General features: G+C 34.9%; 20 protein-coding genes, 1 tRNA gene and 2 pseudogenes. 10 read left to right on the forward strand and 13 right to left on the reverse strand.

The annotated features are described in order from the left end of the window. Positions 1–35 precede the first annotated feature (35 nt). Both DRF65_RS18605 and DRF65_RS18610 read right to left on the reverse strand, forming a co-directional pair. Entirely contained in the window at positions 36–770 is a 735-nt protein-coding gene (locus DRF65_RS18605) for a hypothetical protein (protein ID WP_115972250.1), read from the reverse strand. Positions 771–1,138: 368 nt separating this feature from the next. Continuing rightward, positions 1,139–1,223: transfer RNA gene (locus DRF65_RS18610), tRNA-Ser, on the reverse strand. 305 nt (positions 1,224–1,528) lie between these two features. On the opposite strand from DRF65_RS18610, the gene DRF65_RS18615 reads away from it, so the two are divergent. From DRF65_RS18615 to DRF65_RS18630, 4 genes are all read left to right on the forward strand, one after another. Next, positions 1,529–2,116, forward strand: a complete 588-nt coding sequence (locus tag DRF65_RS18615) for a hypothetical protein (RefSeq protein WP_115972251.1) — start codon at positions 1,529–1,531, stop codon at positions 2,114–2,116. Between the two features lie 265 nt (positions 2,117–2,381). Beyond that, positions 2,382–2,669, forward strand: a complete 288-nt coding sequence (locus DRF65_RS18620; RefSeq protein ID WP_115972252.1) for a hypothetical protein — start codon at positions 2,382–2,384, stop codon at positions 2,667–2,669. After that, positions 2,576–2,878, forward strand: coding sequence for a hypothetical protein (locus DRF65_RS28300; RefSeq protein ID WP_123947385.1), 303 nt, complete (start codon positions 2,576–2,578; stop codon positions 2,876–2,878). The genes DRF65_RS18620 and DRF65_RS28300 overlap by 94 nt, the downstream gene beginning before the upstream one ends. A gap of 149 nt (positions 2,879–3,027) precedes the next feature. Beyond that, complete coding sequence (locus DRF65_RS18630) at positions 3,028–3,795, forward strand: LytR/AlgR family response regulator transcription factor (protein ID WP_115972254.1); 768 nt, start codon at positions 3,028–3,030, stop codon at positions 3,793–3,795. Positions 3,796–3,894: 99 nt separating this feature from the next. On the opposite strand, the gene DRF65_RS18635 is transcribed toward DRF65_RS18630, so the two are convergent. From DRF65_RS18635 to holA, 3 genes are all read right to left on the reverse strand, one after another. After that, complete coding sequence (locus DRF65_RS18635) at positions 3,895–4,272, reverse strand: VOC family protein (RefSeq protein WP_115972255.1); 378 nt, start codon at positions 4,270–4,272, stop codon at positions 3,895–3,897. A 395-nt stretch (positions 4,273–4,667) separates the two neighbouring features. Then, positions 4,668–5,609 (reverse strand): thioredoxin-disulfide reductase, encoded by a 942-nt coding sequence (gene trxB / locus DRF65_RS18640; protein ID WP_115972256.1) that lies wholly within the window; start codon positions 5,607–5,609, stop codon positions 4,668–4,670. A 269-nt stretch (positions 5,610–5,878) separates the two neighbouring features. Further along, positions 5,879–6,916 (reverse strand): DNA polymerase III subunit delta, encoded by a 1,038-nt coding sequence (gene holA, locus DRF65_RS18645; protein ID WP_115972257.1) that lies wholly within the window; start codon positions 6,914–6,916, stop codon positions 5,879–5,881. A 7-nt stretch (positions 6,917–6,923) separates the two neighbouring features. On the opposite strand from holA, the gene DRF65_RS18650 reads away from it, so the two are divergent. The 6 genes and pseudogenes from DRF65_RS18650 to DRF65_RS18675 all read left to right on the forward strand — a co-directional run bounded on the left by DRF65_RS18650 (position 6,924) and on the right by DRF65_RS18675 (position 11,205). Then, positions 6,924–7,355, forward strand: a complete 432-nt coding sequence (locus tag DRF65_RS18650) for a type I restriction enzyme HsdR N-terminal domain-containing protein (protein ID WP_115972258.1) — start codon at positions 6,924–6,926, stop codon at positions 7,353–7,355. Between the two features lie 33 nt (positions 7,356–7,388). Further along, on the forward strand, positions 7,389–8,003 hold the full coding sequence (locus tag DRF65_RS18655; RefSeq protein WP_115972259.1) for an HAD family hydrolase: 615 nt from the start codon (positions 7,389–7,391) through the stop codon (positions 8,001–8,003). Between the two features lie 72 nt (positions 8,004–8,075). Continuing rightward, entirely contained in the window at positions 8,076–8,945 is an 870-nt protein-coding gene (locus DRF65_RS29280; RefSeq protein ID WP_123947386.1) for a hypothetical protein, read from the forward strand. A 153-nt stretch (positions 8,946–9,098) separates the two neighbouring features. Then, positions 9,099–9,353 (forward strand): annotated as a pseudogene (locus DRF65_RS28925) (thrombospondin type 3 repeat-containing protein); the annotation flags it as partial. Positions 9,354–10,126: 773 nt separating this feature from the next. Then, a pseudogene (locus DRF65_RS28930) lies at positions 10,127–10,348 on the forward strand (thrombospondin type 3 repeat-containing protein); the annotation flags it as partial. Positions 10,349–10,461: 113 nt separating this feature from the next. Further along, on the forward strand, positions 10,462–11,205 hold the full coding sequence (locus tag DRF65_RS18675; RefSeq protein WP_115972263.1) for a dienelactone hydrolase family protein: 744 nt from the start codon (positions 10,462–10,464) through the stop codon (positions 11,203–11,205). Between the two features lie 90 nt (positions 11,206–11,295). Here DRF65_RS18675 and DRF65_RS18680 read toward each other — a convergent pair whose 3' ends face one another. From DRF65_RS18680 to DRF65_RS18715, 8 genes are all read right to left on the reverse strand, one after another. Beyond that, entirely contained in the window at positions 11,296–11,679 is a 384-nt protein-coding gene (locus DRF65_RS18680; protein WP_165852270.1) for a PEGA domain-containing protein, read from the reverse strand. Positions 11,680–11,869: 190 nt separating this feature from the next. Further along, on the reverse strand, positions 11,870–12,118 hold the full coding sequence (locus DRF65_RS18685) for a hypothetical protein (RefSeq protein WP_115972265.1): 249 nt from the start codon (positions 12,116–12,118) through the stop codon (positions 11,870–11,872). Between the two features lie 7 nt (positions 12,119–12,125). Then, positions 12,126–12,497, reverse strand: a complete 372-nt coding sequence (locus DRF65_RS18690) for a cupin domain-containing protein (RefSeq protein ID WP_115972266.1) — start codon at positions 12,495–12,497, stop codon at positions 12,126–12,128. After that, on the reverse strand, positions 12,494–13,021 hold the full coding sequence (locus DRF65_RS18695; RefSeq protein ID WP_115972267.1) for a GNAT family N-acetyltransferase: 528 nt from the start codon (positions 13,019–13,021) through the stop codon (positions 12,494–12,496). Before DRF65_RS18695 ends, DRF65_RS18690 begins: the two co-directional genes overlap by 4 nt. A 2-nt stretch (positions 13,022–13,023) precedes the next feature. After that, a complete protein-coding gene (locus DRF65_RS18700; protein WP_115972335.1) occupies positions 13,024–13,626 on the reverse strand; it encodes a DUF2911 domain-containing protein in 603 nt (200 codons plus the stop codon). 29 nt (positions 13,627–13,655) lie between these two features. Further along, positions 13,656–14,699, reverse strand: coding sequence for a bifunctional transcriptional activator/DNA repair enzyme AdaA (locus DRF65_RS29180; RefSeq protein WP_115972268.1), 1,044 nt, complete (start codon positions 14,697–14,699; stop codon positions 13,656–13,658). Positions 14,700–14,701: 2 nt separating this feature from the next. Continuing rightward, on the reverse strand, positions 14,702–15,466 hold the full coding sequence (locus tag DRF65_RS18710) for an isocitrate lyase/PEP mutase family protein (RefSeq protein WP_115972269.1): 765 nt from the start codon (positions 15,464–15,466) through the stop codon (positions 14,702–14,704). A 169-nt stretch (positions 15,467–15,635) separates the two neighbouring features. Next, positions 15,636–16,148 (reverse strand): methylated-DNA--[protein]-cysteine S-methyltransferase, encoded by a 513-nt coding sequence (locus DRF65_RS18715; protein WP_115972270.1) that lies wholly within the window; start codon positions 16,146–16,148, stop codon positions 15,636–15,638. Positions 16,149–16,155: the final 7 nt, after the last annotated feature.

The raw sequence follows: 16,155 nt of genomic DNA on the forward strand, positions 1-16,155 counted from the left end.
ATCTCATTTGGAAAACACTTATTCTGAGGTTGTACTTATATTCTACTGAATGTTATATTACTTGATACTAATAGTGTTATTGCAAGATATGAGTAAAGAACTTTTAATAAATGTGATTTATTCTTATAACCAAAGTTATCTGGAACTACGGTAGTTTCTCCATTATGAACAAAGTTGTTTCTTACAGCATAACTAATTGTAAGAATTTCAGAATTTGTAAAAATAAATATTTGTTGTTGAATTTTTATTATTATCTGATCAATTCTTCTTTTTTGAGATGGAGATGCATTTGTTTTGCAATGCATTAAGTATTCAATAAAATTTCTTCTTTTTTGGTTATTATTATATAAATTTTGAAATGATCCATTTGCTGAATTCCTAGCTAATATGATTGCATCTGTTGAAGCATAATTATTATGAACATTCGCATCGATCCAATCAACATTATTCTTATCTGCTCCTGCAACTATTTTATAAAACTTTAAATACGTATCGTAAGCAAACCATAAATCTGCGAGCTTGTAATAAAGTAAATGACATAGTTTTAAATCATCTTCCTTATCCGATACAAAATCATTGTTTAGTCTAATTTCTCTAATTCCAAAAGCCAATCGCATCTTTACATCCAAAGTTGAATATACATTTTGAATTTCAACTATTCGATTTTGCTCAGTTAAATCCTCTGTTTCAATTATTCTTACTTCGAGATTATCTATATTGTTTCGAAATACTTCATATTGACCATTAAAATTTATTATTTCTCTTTCCATTGTTTATTTTTTTTAATGTAACATATGACCTATTCATATAAGCTACTTTTAAGTGAATTTTAAACTTAAAGTTGTTATATAAGTTGACACTTAATAAATATTTACAAGACTAAACAAAAAAACACTATTTTGCTTAAGTATTTATACCTATTAATTGTTTTTTTTGAAAATTTAATTTAAGAGAGTAGATTATGCTTCTGATAGTCCATATTCACGTTGCATCATAAGTTAGAGCAGAATGAAAATTAGAACTGAAATACTTGTTGGAATAATAGGAAAATAATGAAGTAAAGTTTTACACGATTAGCACCCATTCTAGCACCTAAAATTATAAAACCCTATAAACAGGTAGTTTATAGGGTTTTTTGCGGAGAGTGAGGGATTCGAACCCCCGGACCTGTTACAGTCAACAGTTTTCAAGACTGCCGCAATCGACCACTCTGCCAACTCTCCTTAAACTCCGATTGTATCGTTGTTTTCAGTGGTGCAAATATAGAACGTTTTTTAATTTCCGCAAAACTTTTTCAACACAAATTTTAACAAAACTTAATAATCGGCTAAAAATCAGATCAATTATTTTTATAATTTTATGTAAAATAAATTCTGGCCTGCTACTTTCCCTCCTATTCATCCCACTTTTGGAGAAAAAACGTTTGTGTTCCTGAAGAAAAAAGGAGTACCAATCAGAAATTAATCTGAATATTTCTATTTGGTTCATTTTTTGCAATGCCTGTCGGAATAAAAAAAAATTAATTATTATGAAGTTTTCTTATTGGGGAGCAGGAATTTTAGCGGTTGTGTTGACATCTACCCTAGGATCTAACCCAGTTTTTGCCAGTCAACCCTTGATGGTAGCTACAGAATATATGCAGAAGAATGATTCTGATTCCATAAAAGTTGAAAATCTGGCTAAGGAGCTTAAGAAATTAAAGCCTATCAGTTCTGATGATTTTAAAAGCAAATTTAAAAAAGAAATTAGCGGGTTTAAACTTACAGAAGTTACCGCCTTTGAAGATAAAGAAACAGGATCATATGCTACAGCAAACTATGCTAAAGGATCTAAAAATGTTTATTTAATGGTAACAGACGGTGCCGGAGCTGGAGCAGAACAGGTTAAAGGAAATCTTTTGAGCTATCTGGAATTAAAAGCAGTAGAAGAACCGGGCGATAAAACAAATATCAAAAATTACAAAGGCTGGTTGGTTTACTTTGATCACAGCATGTATGAAAATGATAAAATGACAAGTATCCAATATTTGGAAGGGAACAGATATAGTGTTGTAGCTTCAGGGACTAACATCCCACTTGATGAGCTAAAAAGTCTTTTGGATAACATTAGCCTGTAAGATTTTCTCACAATAAAAAAACAGCTCCGATTTATGAAGATAGATCGGAGCTGTTTTATATCCGAAATCCGGATTGAAGCCTCTCCTATTAATCTGTAAAAATACATCATTCATTCCTTTATTTCCTGCGTTCATTATTTTTTCATTGAACTGAAAAAGTGATTGTAATAGCTTTGATTCATCAAAATAAAAACAGTTAATACGATAACATTATGAACAGGGAATTATTTTTTTAAGAACATTTGCTTTTGCAGCAGTTACAGGAATGATTTTTTTAACAGCTTCCGCATTCAAAACAGACGGTCATCAGAAATTTACTGAAATTGATGTGGAAAGAATCAATGTGGTGGAAAAAGACGGCACGGTAAAAATGATTATTACCAACGTTAACAAATTCCCATCCGGAAAAGAAAAAGTAAACGGCAGCGCTCCTAATAAAACCAGAAAAAACGTTCAGGAATGCTCTTTTTTAATGAAGAAGGAATTGAATGCGGTGGCTTTATCTATGACGGGCAGAAGAATAAAAACGGACACAGTTCCGGACTGTCTCTGACCTATGATCAATATGATGGAGATCAGGTAATGCAGCTGTTAACACAGGATTATAAGAAAGGAGATAAAAGAGTTGTATCCAGCGGACTTTATTTCAATGAGCATCCCGCAAAAGAATCCCAAATCAGAACCGGGGAGACTATGACAGAACTTGATGCACTGGAAAAGAATCCGGAAGTGTTCCAGAAAAAATATAACCGTAACCAATAATAGAATTCCTAAACGAAGCATTAAAAAGATATCAGGAAGAGCTTTAAATAATCTTATAGAACAATTTCTGTATTCACTGATCAGCCTTTGGAAATTGTAAAAACAGAAACAGAATTCACCATCATCATCCCTATAATTCCGGAGAAAATATGATAGAAGTTATCATCATTGAAGATGAAATCCCAGCCAGAAATAAATTAAAACGATTTCTCAGTGAACTAGAGCATCCTGTAAAGGTTATTGCAGAAATTGATACTATAGAAAGCGCTATTGATTTTCTGAAAAATTCAACGGTGGATATCATTTTTTCAGATATAGAATTATTGGATGGAAATGCTTTTGAGATCTATGATCAGGTAAGTATTGCCTGCCCCATTATCTTTACCACAGCCTATGATCAGTTTGGGATGAATGCTTTTGAAAGCAATGGTATTGAATATCTTTTAAAACCTTTTACTCAGGATCGTTTTAAAAAAGCATGGAATAAATTTCTATTATTAAAAAAATCAGATCCGGTAGAGAATGAGATACTGATGAAACTTCAGAAGATATTACATAACAATCAGCCAGAGAAAAACTATAAACAGCGCTTTACCGTCAGCTCCCATCAGGGAATGTATTTTATTAATACGGAAGATATAGCTTTCTTTGAAGCTGATGAAGGAATTGTTTTCGCAATAGATACATTCGGTAAGAAGCACCTACTCAGTGAATCTACACTGAAGGATATAGAATCACTTCTCGATCCCTCAGTATTTTTCAGAATCAACCGTAGTGAACTTATACAGAAGCATCATGTTGTAAGAATAGAACGGTATAATAAGAATGCAGTAGCCATTCAGATGAAAGGATATAAAAGCCATCTGATTACAAGCCAGTCAAATACCTCTGCTTTTCGGAGGTGGATTGAAGAATAACCTGAAATAATTACCCTATAAGACAGTATAAAACCCATTTAAAAACAAAAAAACTGTTTCACTCAGAAACAGTTTTTATTTTTATGATGCAACAGGTTTCTACTCTCCTGTCGGTTCAAATAATTCGATTTTATTTCCTTCAGGATCCATAATATGAACAAATTTTCCATATTCGTAAGTTGCAATTTCATCCAGGATCGTAATTCCTTCTTTTTTTAATTCTTCTACCAAGGCTTCAATATCTGCCACATGATAATTGATCATAAAATCTTTTTCTGAAGGCTCAAAATATTGGGTAGATTCTTTAAACGGACTCCATAATGTATATCCTTTTTTTTCAGAGTCAGTTTCTCTCCAATCAAATTTTGCTCCGTATGGGCTCGTTTCCACTCCAAGATGGGTTTTATACCAATTGTTTACCTGTTCCGGATCTTTACATTTAAAGAAAATTCCTCCAATTGCTGTTACTTTTTTCATGCCTGTTCTTTATTAAGTTTTTATGTTAAATCAATTTGAAGCTTCACAAATATATCAATGTTTTCATTATGATATTCTACTTTATATAAAGATTTGGTATTAATAAGATCTGTATAGTTGGAAATCGCAAGGGCGCAAAATAATATAAAAATAAAATATTTTAAGGCACAAAGATTTTATCTCCGGTAAAATTGTACACTGCTGAAGTATACTTTTATAATCGTCACGATGCACTAATATTTTTTTATGTGCCTCTGGCCTCTGTGGTTCAAAAAACATTTATAACCACAGAGGCTTTATATATGAAACTATGCATGTATGTTTTATTCGTATATCCGTGGCAAATAAAAAAGCGTACCCATCAGGTACGCTTTATATTATTAAAAGCTAAATTATTAGTGTAATTCAGCTAAATATTTTTCTGCATCCATTGCAGACATACAGCCGCTTCCTGCTGCTGTGATAGCCTGTCTGTAGATATGATCCTGAACATCACCAGCAGCAAAAACCCCTGGAAGGTTTGTTCTTGAAGAACCTTTTTCAGTTACAATATATCCATTTTCATCTAGGTCTACCTGTCCTACGAAGATATCTGTATTCGGCTTGTGACCGATTGCTATGAAGATCCCTTCAACATCTACCTTAGAAGTTTCCTGAGTCTGATTATTGATAATCACAGCTCTTTCCACTAAACTGTTTTCCCCTTCAATTCCAATAAGCTCATGGTGAAATTTCACTTCAATATTCGGAGTATTTTCTACTCTGTGAACCATTGCTTTTGAAGCTCTGAAAACGTCTTTTCTAACCAATAATGTTACCTTTCTGCATAGTTTAGCAAGATAAGTTGCTTCTTCAGCAGCTGTATCTCCTGCTCCTACTACCACAACATCTTTTCCTCTGTAGAAAAATCCGTCACATGTAGCACAAGCTGAAACTCCACCTCCTGCATATTTTTTTTCATCTTCAAGACCTAAGTATTTTGCTGTAGCTCCTGTAGAAATAATTACAGTTTTAGCTAAAATTTCTTTATTTCCTGCATATAGCTTGTGAACACCGCCAACTTCTTTTGAAAACTCAGCTTTGGTGATCATTTCGTAATGTACTTTAGTTTCAAATCTTTCTGCCTGCTTCTGCAGATCCATCATCATTTCAGGACCTGTAATCCCTGCTGGATATCCTGGAAAGTTATCAACCTCCGTAGTTGTAGTTAATTGTCCGCCCGGCTCCAAACCTGTATACAATTCAGGTTTTAAGTCTGCTCTTGCTGCATAGATAGCAGCTGTGAAACCAGAAGGCCCAGATCCAACGATCACACAATCTAAAATGTTTTGCTCCATAATTTATTTGTTCGAAAAAGGATTTAATTAAATTAAGACCGCTAATTTCGTAATTTTTACTGTCTTTTTAAAGTTATTTTAATGATAGTTGTCAATAAGAGATATGCGGATTGTCAATGAATGTACAGTATGCAGGTTTCAGAATACGAGATACAAGGCAGTAAGATGCAGGATACAGACTTAAAGCTTAACATAACCTGATCTACAGGACAACCATTCCCAGTCTATTATCTATCCCTATATCATCTCAAAATCCCCTACTCTCAACTTTAAACCTTCATTTTAATCTTGTCCACATTAATAATCTTATACACCAATTCTTTAATTAGTTCTGCTTCACCCATATTTACAGCTCCCAGCCCTTTTCCTTTCATATCAAACTCTCTGAGGATAGAAATGACTCTTGTTGCATGTTTTAAAGGATATAATCTTGCACTTTCTGCATAATCCTTGATAAAGTAAGGGTTTACACCCATCTGAGACGCTATCGTCTGTGGTGGCTGCCCTGCCATTGTCTGGTAAATGATCACATTTGAAAAGTAGCTGTAAAGACTGGCCAACATCATGACAAAAGGATTATTCTTTGGATTTTTGCCCATAAAGTGAGCAATTTTAAAGGCTGCATTGGCATTCTTTGTTCCTAATGCCTTCTGAAGCTCAAAAACATTATACTCTTTACTGATCCCGATGTGGTTTTCAACAATGGTTCCATCCAGTAATTCTCCTTCTTTAAGGATGATCTTTAATTTATTCAGTTCATTGGCAATTCTGGAAAGATCATTTCCAAGATATTCTGCCAGAAGATGAGAAATATTGGGTGCAGTTTTGATTTTCAGTTTTACACATTCATCAGAAATCCATTTTGGAAGATTGTTTTCTCTTACAGACTCACTGAGGAAAAGAGCATTGGCCTTATCTAAAGCTTTAGCAGCCTTTTTCCGGCTGTCTAATTTTTTATGTTTGTGAGCAAAAACCAACACTGTAGAAGGAACAGGATTTCCAATATAAGTTTCCAGAATTCTGTTTTCCTCTTCATTCAATTTCAGATCCTGAGCTTCTTTCACAATAATCACCTGCTTATCTCCCATCATCGGAAACTGCCTTGCCAGAGAAAGAACTTCCTGGTATGAAGTATCTTTTCCATAGGTTACAGTTTGGTTAAAGGCTTTTTCATCCTCTTCCAAAAAGTTGTGTTCAAGGGCTTTTACGGCAACATCAATAAAGTAGGCTTCTTCTCCGTGGAAAAAATAAATAGGTAAAACTTCTTTATTTTTAATATTTTTGAGGATTAAATCTAATTCTTTCATCTTACTAATGGAACTTCCAAAACTGAATTTTCAGGAAACTTTTGATTTTAAATTCAAGAAAGACAAAGATAAGTTTTTTATTTATGACTTGGTTCGTAAAACTTATCTTCTGCTCACTCCTGAGGAATGGGTAAGGCAACACTGGATTCACTATTATCTTACCGTAAAATCCTACTCTGCATCGGCATTAATTACCGAAAAAAAAATTGTTTTAAATGGTCTTACCAAAAGAATTGATCTTTTAGTGACCGAAAAAACAGAACCTATTATACTGATTGAATGTAAAGCCCCGCAAATCAAATTAACGGAAAAAACATTTGAGCAGACAGCCCGATACAACTCTATTATCGGAGCTAAGGAAATTATTTTAACAAATGGTCTCCAGCATATCAATGCTTATTATGAAAATGAGCAGTATGTATTTTATAAACCAGATTAGATCTAAGGTAAAAATTAAACAACAAATATTAATATGAAAATTAAAAATATAGTATTCGATTTCGGAGGAGTTTTAATGGACTGGAACCCGAGATATTTCTTTAAAGATTATTTCAATGATGACGAAAAAATGGAATACTTTCTGGAAAATATTGCTCAGGACGAGTGGAATATTGAACAGGACCGCGGAAGAAGCCTTTCAGAAGGAACAGAAATTCAGGTAAAAAAATTTCCGGACTGGGAACAAGAAATCAGAGCCTATTACGATAACTGGACCGTGATGCTGAAAAGTGACATTCCTCAAAATGTTGATATTTTAAGAAAGTTAAAAAACACAGACTATCAACTATTTGGATTAACAAACTGGTCTGCCGAAACCTTTCCTTATGCTTTGGAGAATTATGATTTCTTCCAGCTTTTTGATGGGAAGATCGTAGTTTCCGGAACAGAAAAACTTATCAAGCCCGATCCTAAAATCTGGCATGTTCTCTTGGAAAGATATAACATTCAGGCAAGAGAGTCTGTTTTTATTGACGATAATTTGAAGAATATTGAAATGGCACAATCACTGGGATTCAATACCATTCATATTCTGCCTGATACAGATCTCAAGCAGGAATTAGCACAATTGGGTATCGAAATCCAGTAATTTTATTATAAATAGTAAAAAAATCCTCAGTTAAGTTATTTTTATTAATTTGGTTGAGGATTTTTTATGAATATGAGAAAAATTTTACTTTTATTTTTATTGACTGTTACAAGCTTTCATGCCCAAAGTATTGAAAACCCAGAAGCATTCAAAAAATGCCGTAAGGAATTTAACAAAAAGATCTGTCTTGCGGATGAAGATAAAGACAATGTTCCGTTTTATCTTGATCAATGCCCTAAAGAAGGGGGACCTATTGAAAATGGTGGATGCCCGTGGCCTGATACTGATAAGGATGGTACTTTAGATAAGGATGATACCTGCCCTACAATACCTGGATTACCGGAAAACAATGGCTGCCCTCGTTCTATCAAACAAAATGACTGTGAAAAGTTTTGTAAAAAGCAACAAATAAAATATGAACAATTCCAGACAGAACACCAAGATATTGGAAAAGTATATAGTCTTCTCAATAAAAAAATTCTGAGTGATGTTCTTAATCTTCGTAAAAAAGATTTGCGGAATAATGATTTTGGAATAAGTTTCGGATATATCCAATTCTCTCTTGTACCTGATGGCAGCTGTGATCCCAACCCTACAAAGATCAAGAATTATTTGATTTCAAAATTTTGGAATAAAGATATCTTTGAATATGCTTCAAAAAAATACAACAAGGAAATTCTCATCAGAAGAATGTACTTTGATGAATACTTTAATCCTGAATTAGAAAAATTAATGGGCACGGAAACCTTTCAATACCTTCTTCAATATTCTGATAAAGAAAATAACAATATCATCATTCCATCCAAAAGCAAAAAAAGACCTAAGGATTACATTTCCATCTATATACAATTCATAACTCCCTATAAAATCGAAATCATCACTCCGGCCAGCCCTACAATCTATGAATATAAAAATGGTCAATGGGAATCTTATCAAAAATAATCTCTCCGTTTATTTTAAACAGTATATCATCTTATGAACAAATTTACTTTTTTGCTGATATTTACCGGAGCTTGTATTTATGCTCAAAACACTGAAGATCAGGAAGCGATTAAAAGATGCCGTAAGGAATTTAACAAAAAGATCTGTCTTGCGGATGAAGATAAAGACAATGTTCCGTTTTATCTTGATCAATGCCCGAAAGAATCAGGACCTGCAGAAAACAAGGGTTGCCTTTGGCCTGATACGGATAAAGATGGCCTGATAGATAAAGATGATGCCTGCCCTAACGTTGCTGGACCTGTTGAAAATAAGGGCTGTCCGTGGGAAGATACAGACGGTGACGGAGTTCTGGATAAAGATGATAACTGCCCCACTGTCCCAGGCCCTGCTCATTCCAACGGATGCCCTGTAATTTCCTGTACATTTGGCTATGAACCCCAAATTCACATGGAAAAATTCGATATGGATATTCAAAATATTGAGAAAATCTATAACCTGATTAATAAAAAGATATTAGATAATATTGTAGAGATATTCCCTAAAAAGGATTTAGCTAGCCGAAAAGCTTTTTTTATCATACAATACATAGATAACAAATCTTATATTGATAACAATACACCTGATGATGGAACTTCTCCTGGATACAATCTTCTGATCACCAAATTCTGGAATCAAAATGTTCTTGAATATGCGCGAAAAAAGTATGGCAAGGATATTTATCTTTCAAAAATGTTATCTCCGTACAATCCTGATATCTACCGCAAAATGATTGGTGACCGATCATTCAGTTACATGATGAAATATTATGATTCAAAAACGAATAAGATCCTCATAACCGGAAAACAAAAAAGTACTTTTGAAATTCCTATTAATATTTTAGTTGATTTCATTACTCCTCATAAGATCAAAGTCATCAACTACCCAAACAATTCAATATATGAATATAAAAATAACAGTTGGAGCATAGTCAAAGAGTAAAAATCATAGCAACTTATTTTTTATTAACTTAGATAACCATTTAAACAGACGTGAGAACAATTATCTTTTTTCTGATATTGGCCGGAACTTATTTTCAGGCTCAGACCATTGAAGACAAAGAGACATTCAAAAAATGCCGTAAAGAATTCAACAAAAAAACTTGTCTTTCAGATGAAGACCATGACAATATCTTGTTTTATCTTGATCAATGTCCAAATGAAATAGGCCCCATAGAAAACCACGGTTGTCCATGGCAAGATACAGATAAAGACGGAATATTGGATAAAGATGATGCTTGTCCCCAAATAGCAGGACCTCCTGAAAATAAAGGATGCAGATGGCCAGATACAGACGGTGACGGAATATTGGATAAAGATGACGCTTGCCCTACCGTTCCCGGAATTCCCAATCTGAATGGCTGCCCAACCTGGAAATAGCCTTTCAGGAATTGACAATAGTATGAAAACCATCACTAAAGCAGAATATGCTGGATCATAAACAACATTAAAATTTTCAATCCACCACAAAACAAAATAATATGATACGTTCAATCCTACTAACAGCAGCAATTATTACCTCAGGAACTCTTTTCAGCCAAAATCTTAAAACAGTCTCCTATCAGGATGGTACACAAAAGCTGAATGGCCTAATCACTTCCAATGCAGGTAAAAAACTTCCCGGAGTATTGATTCTACCTGCCTGGAAAGGAATTGATGAAGAAGCTAAAACAGCAGCCATTGAACTTGAAAAGCAGGGATATATTGCTTTTATTGCTGATATTTATGGAGAAGGAAAAATCCCTGCTAACAGTGACGAAGCTGCCAAAAGCTCAGGCTATTACAAAAAGAATTATGCAGAATATCAGAAAAGAATCTCATTGGCATTGGAACAACTGAAAAAGAACGGAGCTATTGCTGATAAAACTGCAGTTATAGGATATTGTTTTGGAGGAACAGGTGCCCTTGAATCCGCAAGAGGAAACCTGCCTGTAGCAGGAGTTGTTTCTATCCACGGAAGCCTGGGAAGAGATCAGAGCAGAAAAAATGAAAAATTAAATGCTAAAATCCTGGTGGAGAATCCGGCAGATGATAAGAGTGTAACACCTGATGATTACAGCAACCTCATCAAAGAAATGAATGATGGAAATGCAGACTGGCAAATCATTACCTATGCTCACTCCAAACACACTTTTACGGATCCTAAATCTCCGGATTATAATGAAGTGATGGCGAAAAGAGCCTGGAATCATACATTGATGTTTTTAAAAGAACTCCTGAAGTAAATTCAATATACCAATGTATCAGCGTAACAATGTACCAATGCTTTGATGTAAAATCACTTATTGGTACATTACTATTTTTAAATCTTTATTTTACTGCTGTTTTGCTTCCAGTTCTACCTCATATTTCTTAGTAGAATATTTTGTAAGAGATCCTGTTGCAGCGTCAATTCCAACTCCTATGGCACCTCCAAAAAGAATATTGAGAAGCGTTACAGCATTAAAATTCTTATCCAGCTTTACTTCCTGATGATTAAAACCTTCTTTTTCAAAAGTTACTGTTTGCTTACTCAATGATCTTGGAATATTTACAGTACAGGGAGTTACACATTTTTCAACTCCTTTATGAAACACTGTTGCTCCTTCAGGAGTGGAGTTAAAGGAAATTTTGTCATTGGTTCCTGTAAAAATAGTGGCGCAAGACGTAGTGGAATGCGCGATTCCTAACAATAATACAATTGATAGATTGTTCTTCATATATTTTATTAAAAAGTTAAGTCTGCCGGCTCGTTTTTCGGCGTGCGAACTTACAAAATAATTAGTAACAATAGGCATTCACAAGCGATTGTATCCCGATTGAAAGGATAACTCACTGATTATCTAAATATTTTTTTGATTGTTTTGAATCTAAAAATATTGTATTCAGCCTTAAAACAAAAAAACTATCTCAGTTTTGAGACAGTTTTTCTATTTTTTGTATTGTATTACAGCTGGAGCACCACCAATATTCTTTTGAAGAATCTTTCAGCTTCGTTTTTGCTTTATTCCCACAACCATCACAAATGCATTCATCATTTTCATTTTCTAAAGCGTGATAGCTGCAAGAAAAGCATGTCCAATGGGTTCCCTCAAGCTCTTCATCTATATACCATGTAAAAGAGTTTTCTTTACATTCAGGGCAAATCTGTGTAGCCATCAATACATTAATTTACTCCTTCCTCTTCCCTGTTCACCAATTCCATAGAAAATGCAGGCAGGCAGATAGCAAGATATTCACAAGGTTCTGAAAATGGATTGCTGTAGCGAATTCTCGCTCCTCTTTCAATCAGAATACTGCTTCCTTTTTCAAGGATTACAATTTCCCCATCAATCTCAAATTGTTTCTTTCCTGAAATAATATAAGTAAACTCATCAAATTCGGGAGTCTGATGGGGCTCGCTCCAATCCGGAGGAGCTACCATATGAGCAATGGAAACATTAGCATTTCCTGTAGAATTCCCCCAATGTTCTTCAATCAGTTTTCCGTCTGTAGTAGGCACTACAAAAGGAGATTGCTGAATTTTATATTTTTTCATATCCAAGCTTCTTTTTTGATCTCATATACAAAATTGGTTCTTGTAGGTTCTGCAAAATAAGCCACCTCTTCTTCAGCGATTTTTTTACCACCGAGTCTTTCCAATGCTGTTTGCGAACGAAAATTTTCTTTTCCGATATGAAAATGAACTTTATCTACATATTGGAATATATAATCCAGCATCAGTTTCTTAACTTTAGGATTAATCCCTTTTCCCCAGGATTTTGTCCCATAGAAAGTATAGCCGATGAAAATATGATTGTCCTTTTCATCAAAATTATAATAACGGCTGCTTCCCAGAACCTCTCCAGTTGCTTTTTCTACAATTTTAAAAGCTCCTTCACTTTCAATGGCTCCTCTGAAAAAGTTTTCAAAAACCTCTCTTTGGTAACGATCCTTATTAGGGTGCTGTTCCCATACTTTGGGATCTGATGCCACTTCATATAAAGATTCAAAATCCCCTTGCTGTAAGGGGATTAATTGAAATTCTTCATTCTCTAAAACAGACTGAACAGAAAAATTCATACTTAGCCTTTTTTGTTAGAGTCTGATTCTATTCTCTGGATTTCTTTCAACTTATCAGAAATCTTGATTACCGTATCTAATTTGGCTGGCTTCAATGGAATTTCAGCCTGATTCATATCCCATTTGATCACGAGATTTCCTGAGTTCTCATCTGTTGGATTCAGGGTAATTTCAAACCATTCCTGCTTGTCAGCCAATTTGTTTACCGGCACAGTAACATCTACTACATCCTGTTTAGGATCATAGGTATAAGCACCCCATTGCTGGAAATCTTTATTCAGAATTACTTTCCATTCTTTTTCTGTAGGAACAATGAATAATCCATAAGTTCCTGCCGGAACATTTTTCCCACCAAAATTAACGGTCTGTCCGAATGTAACTTTTGTAGACGAGTTAGCTCCTGCTCTCCAAACCTGCCCATAAGGAACCAGTTCTCCAAAGATCTTACGTCCTTTCACTCCGGGTCTTCCGTAATCCACTGAGATTTTGGACATTGAAAACTGCTGCTCTACCTTCTGACGCGGACTTGCTGCTGGTACAGAATAATCCTGCGCTAAAGCAAATCCTGAAACTGAAATACAAACTGCTATTAATAATTTTTTCACGTGTAAATTTTTGTTTAAAATTACAAAAATCAAAATAAAATAGCTTTCTCTAACTCCAATAATTTTTGTTTTCTCCAGATGCCGCCACCATAACCCGTTAACTGCCCATTGCTTCCGATAACTCTGTGACAGGGAATCAGAATAGATATTTTATTTAAGCCATTGGCATTCGCTACAGCCCGTACTGATTTAGGATTTCCCAAGATCTCGGCCTGCTCCTGATAACTTCTGATTCCTCCGTAAGGAATTTGCTGTAAAATCTCCCATACCTGCTTCTGAAAAGCAGTTCCTACAGGAGAAAGAGGAACGGTAAACTCAGTTCGCTTTCCATCAAAATATTCTGAGAGTTCTTGTTCCAGCATTATAAAATGTGGATTTTCACCCTGTACAATATTAGCATTAAAATGTTTTGAAATATTCTTTAATTCTGTTGGAAGGGCTTTTCTGTCAGAAAACTCCAAAAGGCAAATTCCGTGTTCGTCTGCACAGGCAACCATTGTTCCCAGGATGGTTTCCATTCTTTTCAGATCAATGATCTTTTCTCTTTTGTTATGGCTGGGAGATACCCCAAAAATATTTTTAAAACTTTCATTAAATCCACTTAAACTTTCATACCCTGAATCAAAAGCGACTTCGGTAACAGATTCTCCCTGCTGAAGCTTTTTAAATGCCATATTCAGCTTAGACATTCTCTGAAAGGCGTGAAACGTAACTCCATGATGCTTCACAAACCAGCGGCGGACTGTTGCCGGTTCCAATCCTCGTTTTACCAGATCATAATCTTTCAGTTTTAAAGAAGGATCATCAGAAATCTCCTGCAGCAGTTCTTTAATATATAGTGGAGTTACATTGAGTGCTTCCAAAGGTTTACAAACCTTACACGGACGATACCCTTTCAACATTGCATCTTTTGTATGGGAAAAAAATTCTACGTTTTCAAACTTTGGTTTGCGGGCTGTACAGGTGGGTCGGCAGAATATTCCGGTTGTTTTTACACCCATCCAGAATATTCCTTCAAAAGAAGAATCCTTACGAAAGGAAGCTTCATACATTATTTTTTCTGTGAGCTTCATAATCAGATGAAAATTGCGGTAAAGCTTTTGGCATTAATAATCGTATGGCTCATCTTTTCCAGTTCCTGGTAAATATATCTGTTTAAAAAACTGCCTGAAGTAATTCTTTTTACACCCCATGTTTTTAAGGTCTCAAAATCCGGAAGATCAGGTAAACTCATTACATTAATGGGTAATAGAGTTGCCTTCACTACTGTTTTAATATCTTCTTCATCAGTGATACCGGGAATAAATATTCCGTCAATATTAAGTTTATCCAGCATTTCAATCCTCTTTAATGTTTCATCCAGAGCGTTTTCCATTCCCAATAAAAAAGGGTCTGTTCTTACATTGATAAAGATCTCCATTCTTCTCTCTTTCAGCATTGACAGAATATTGCTTATTTTTTCAAAAAACACGTTTCTGTTTAAAAGCTGCCTCTCTCCGTCTATAACATAAGAATCTTCCAGATTGATCCCAACCACCCCTATTTCCAACAGTCTGATGATATTGGAAACAATCATTTCGGGAGTACTTCCATATCCTGCTTCCAGGTCTACTGACAAGGGAATGGAAATGGAACTTTTTATTCTTTTAATAATATAAAAATACTCCTCAAAGCTCATCTGTTCTCCATCTTCATATCCTAAGCTTATCGCGATTCCTGAGCTTGAAGTAGCCAGGGCTTTGTAGCCAGCTTTTTCTAATACTCTTGCACTCTGCACATTCCACACATTACCTAATAATAGAAGCTCCTCTCCCTGATGTAAATTTTTGAAACCGATCATGATATTTTTTATTCAAAAGTAGGGATATTGTCCAGCCGGCTGCAACCGAAAAATAAACAAGTATTTTAGAAGAACAGGGAAAGAAAGCTGGAGGATGGAAGCTGGAAGTTTATTGAAGTGATTAATAACTAAAATTCAATTTATAATTACTGAGGTCTCTCTCATCCATTTAAAACAAAATGGCCTTTTCCAGTTCCAGTAGTTTTTGTTTTCTCCAGATTCCGCCTGCATAGCCTACCAATTCTCCATTGGAGCCAATCACCCGATGACATGGAATTAAAATAGCAATCTTATTGATTCCATTGGCCGTACCTATAGCACGGATCGCCTTTGGATTCCCCAGAAGTTCAGACTGCTGTTTATAGGTCCTGATCTCTCCCATCGGAATTTCACGCAGCAGCTGCCATACTTTTTCCTGAAATTCGGTACCTGTAGTGAATAAGGGAACTTCAAACCGAGATTTGTTTCCGTCGAAGTACTCCTTCAGCTCTCTTTCCAATTGCAGAAAATGAATATGTTCTTTTTCTACGATCTCCGCTTTCAGGTTTTTAGACAATGCTTTAAGTTGCTTTTCGACACTCTTTCTGTCCGTAAACTCTAACAGACAGATTCCCTGATCTATAGCACAGGCGATCATTTCTCCCAATGGAGTCTGTATCATTTTTTGGTGTATGATTTCCATTAGTTTA

This window comes from Chryseobacterium pennae, assembly GCF_003385515.1.
GTDB classification, from domain to species: Bacteria; Bacteroidota; Bacteroidia; order Flavobacteriales; family Weeksellaceae; genus Chryseobacterium; species Chryseobacterium pennae.

Coding starts and splice junctions, on each gene's coding strand:
- DRF65_RS18675 (WP_115972263.1), top strand. CDS start 10,462: ATGATACGTTCAATCCTACTAACAGCAGCAATTATTACCTCAGGAACT.
- DRF65_RS29280 (WP_123947386.1), top strand. CDS start 8,076: ATGAGAAAAATTTTACTTTTATTTTTATTGACTGTTACAAGCTTTCAT.
- DRF65_RS18680 (WP_165852270.1), bottom strand. CDS start 11,679: ATGAAGAACAATCTATCAATTGTATTATTGTTAGGAATCGCGCATTCC.
- DRF65_RS18630 (WP_115972254.1), top strand. CDS start 3,028: ATGATAGAAGTTATCATCATTGAAGATGAAATCCCAGCCAGAAATAAA.
- DRF65_RS18655 (WP_115972259.1), top strand. CDS start 7,389: ATGAAAATTAAAAATATAGTATTCGATTTCGGAGGAGTTTTAATGGAC.
- DRF65_RS18605 (WP_115972250.1), bottom strand. CDS start 770: ATGGAAAGAGAAATAATAAATTTTAATGGTCAATATGAAGTATTTCGA.
- DRF65_RS18695 (WP_115972267.1), bottom strand. CDS start 13,021: ATGAATTTTTCTGTTCAGTCTGTTTTAGAGAATGAAGAATTTCAATTA.
- DRF65_RS18615 (WP_115972251.1), top strand. CDS start 1,529: ATGAAGTTTTCTTATTGGGGAGCAGGAATTTTAGCGGTTGTGTTGACA.
- DRF65_RS18620 (WP_115972252.1), top strand. CDS start 2,382: ATGATTTTTTTAACAGCTTCCGCATTCAAAACAGACGGTCATCAGAAA.
- trxB (WP_115972256.1), bottom strand. CDS start 5,609: ATGGAGCAAAACATTTTAGATTGTGTGATCGTTGGATCTGGGCCTTCT.
- DRF65_RS18710 (WP_115972269.1), bottom strand. CDS start 15,466: ATGATCGGTTTCAAAAATTTACATCAGGGAGAGGAGCTTCTATTATTA.
- DRF65_RS18650 (WP_115972258.1), top strand. CDS start 6,924: ATGGAACTTCCAAAACTGAATTTTCAGGAAACTTTTGATTTTAAATTC.
- DRF65_RS18690 (WP_115972266.1), bottom strand. CDS start 12,497: ATGAAAAAATATAAAATTCAGCAATCTCCTTTTGTAGTGCCTACTACA.
- DRF65_RS18635 (WP_115972255.1), bottom strand. CDS start 4,272: ATGAAAAAAGTAACAGCAATTGGAGGAATTTTCTTTAAATGTAAAGAT.
- DRF65_RS18715 (WP_115972270.1), bottom strand. CDS start 16,148: ATGGAAATCATACACCAAAAAATGATACAGACTCCATTGGGAGAAATG.
- DRF65_RS28300 (WP_123947385.1), top strand. CDS start 2,576: ATGCTCTTTTTTAATGAAGAAGGAATTGAATGCGGTGGCTTTATCTAT.
- DRF65_RS29180 (WP_115972268.1), bottom strand. CDS start 14,699: ATGAAGCTCACAGAAAAAATAATGTATGAAGCTTCCTTTCGTAAGGAT.
- DRF65_RS18685 (WP_115972265.1), bottom strand. CDS start 12,118: ATGGCTACACAGATTTGCCCTGAATGTAAAGAAAACTCTTTTACATGG.
- holA (WP_115972257.1), bottom strand. CDS start 6,916: ATGAAAGAATTAGATTTAATCCTCAAAAATATTAAAAATAAAGAAGTT.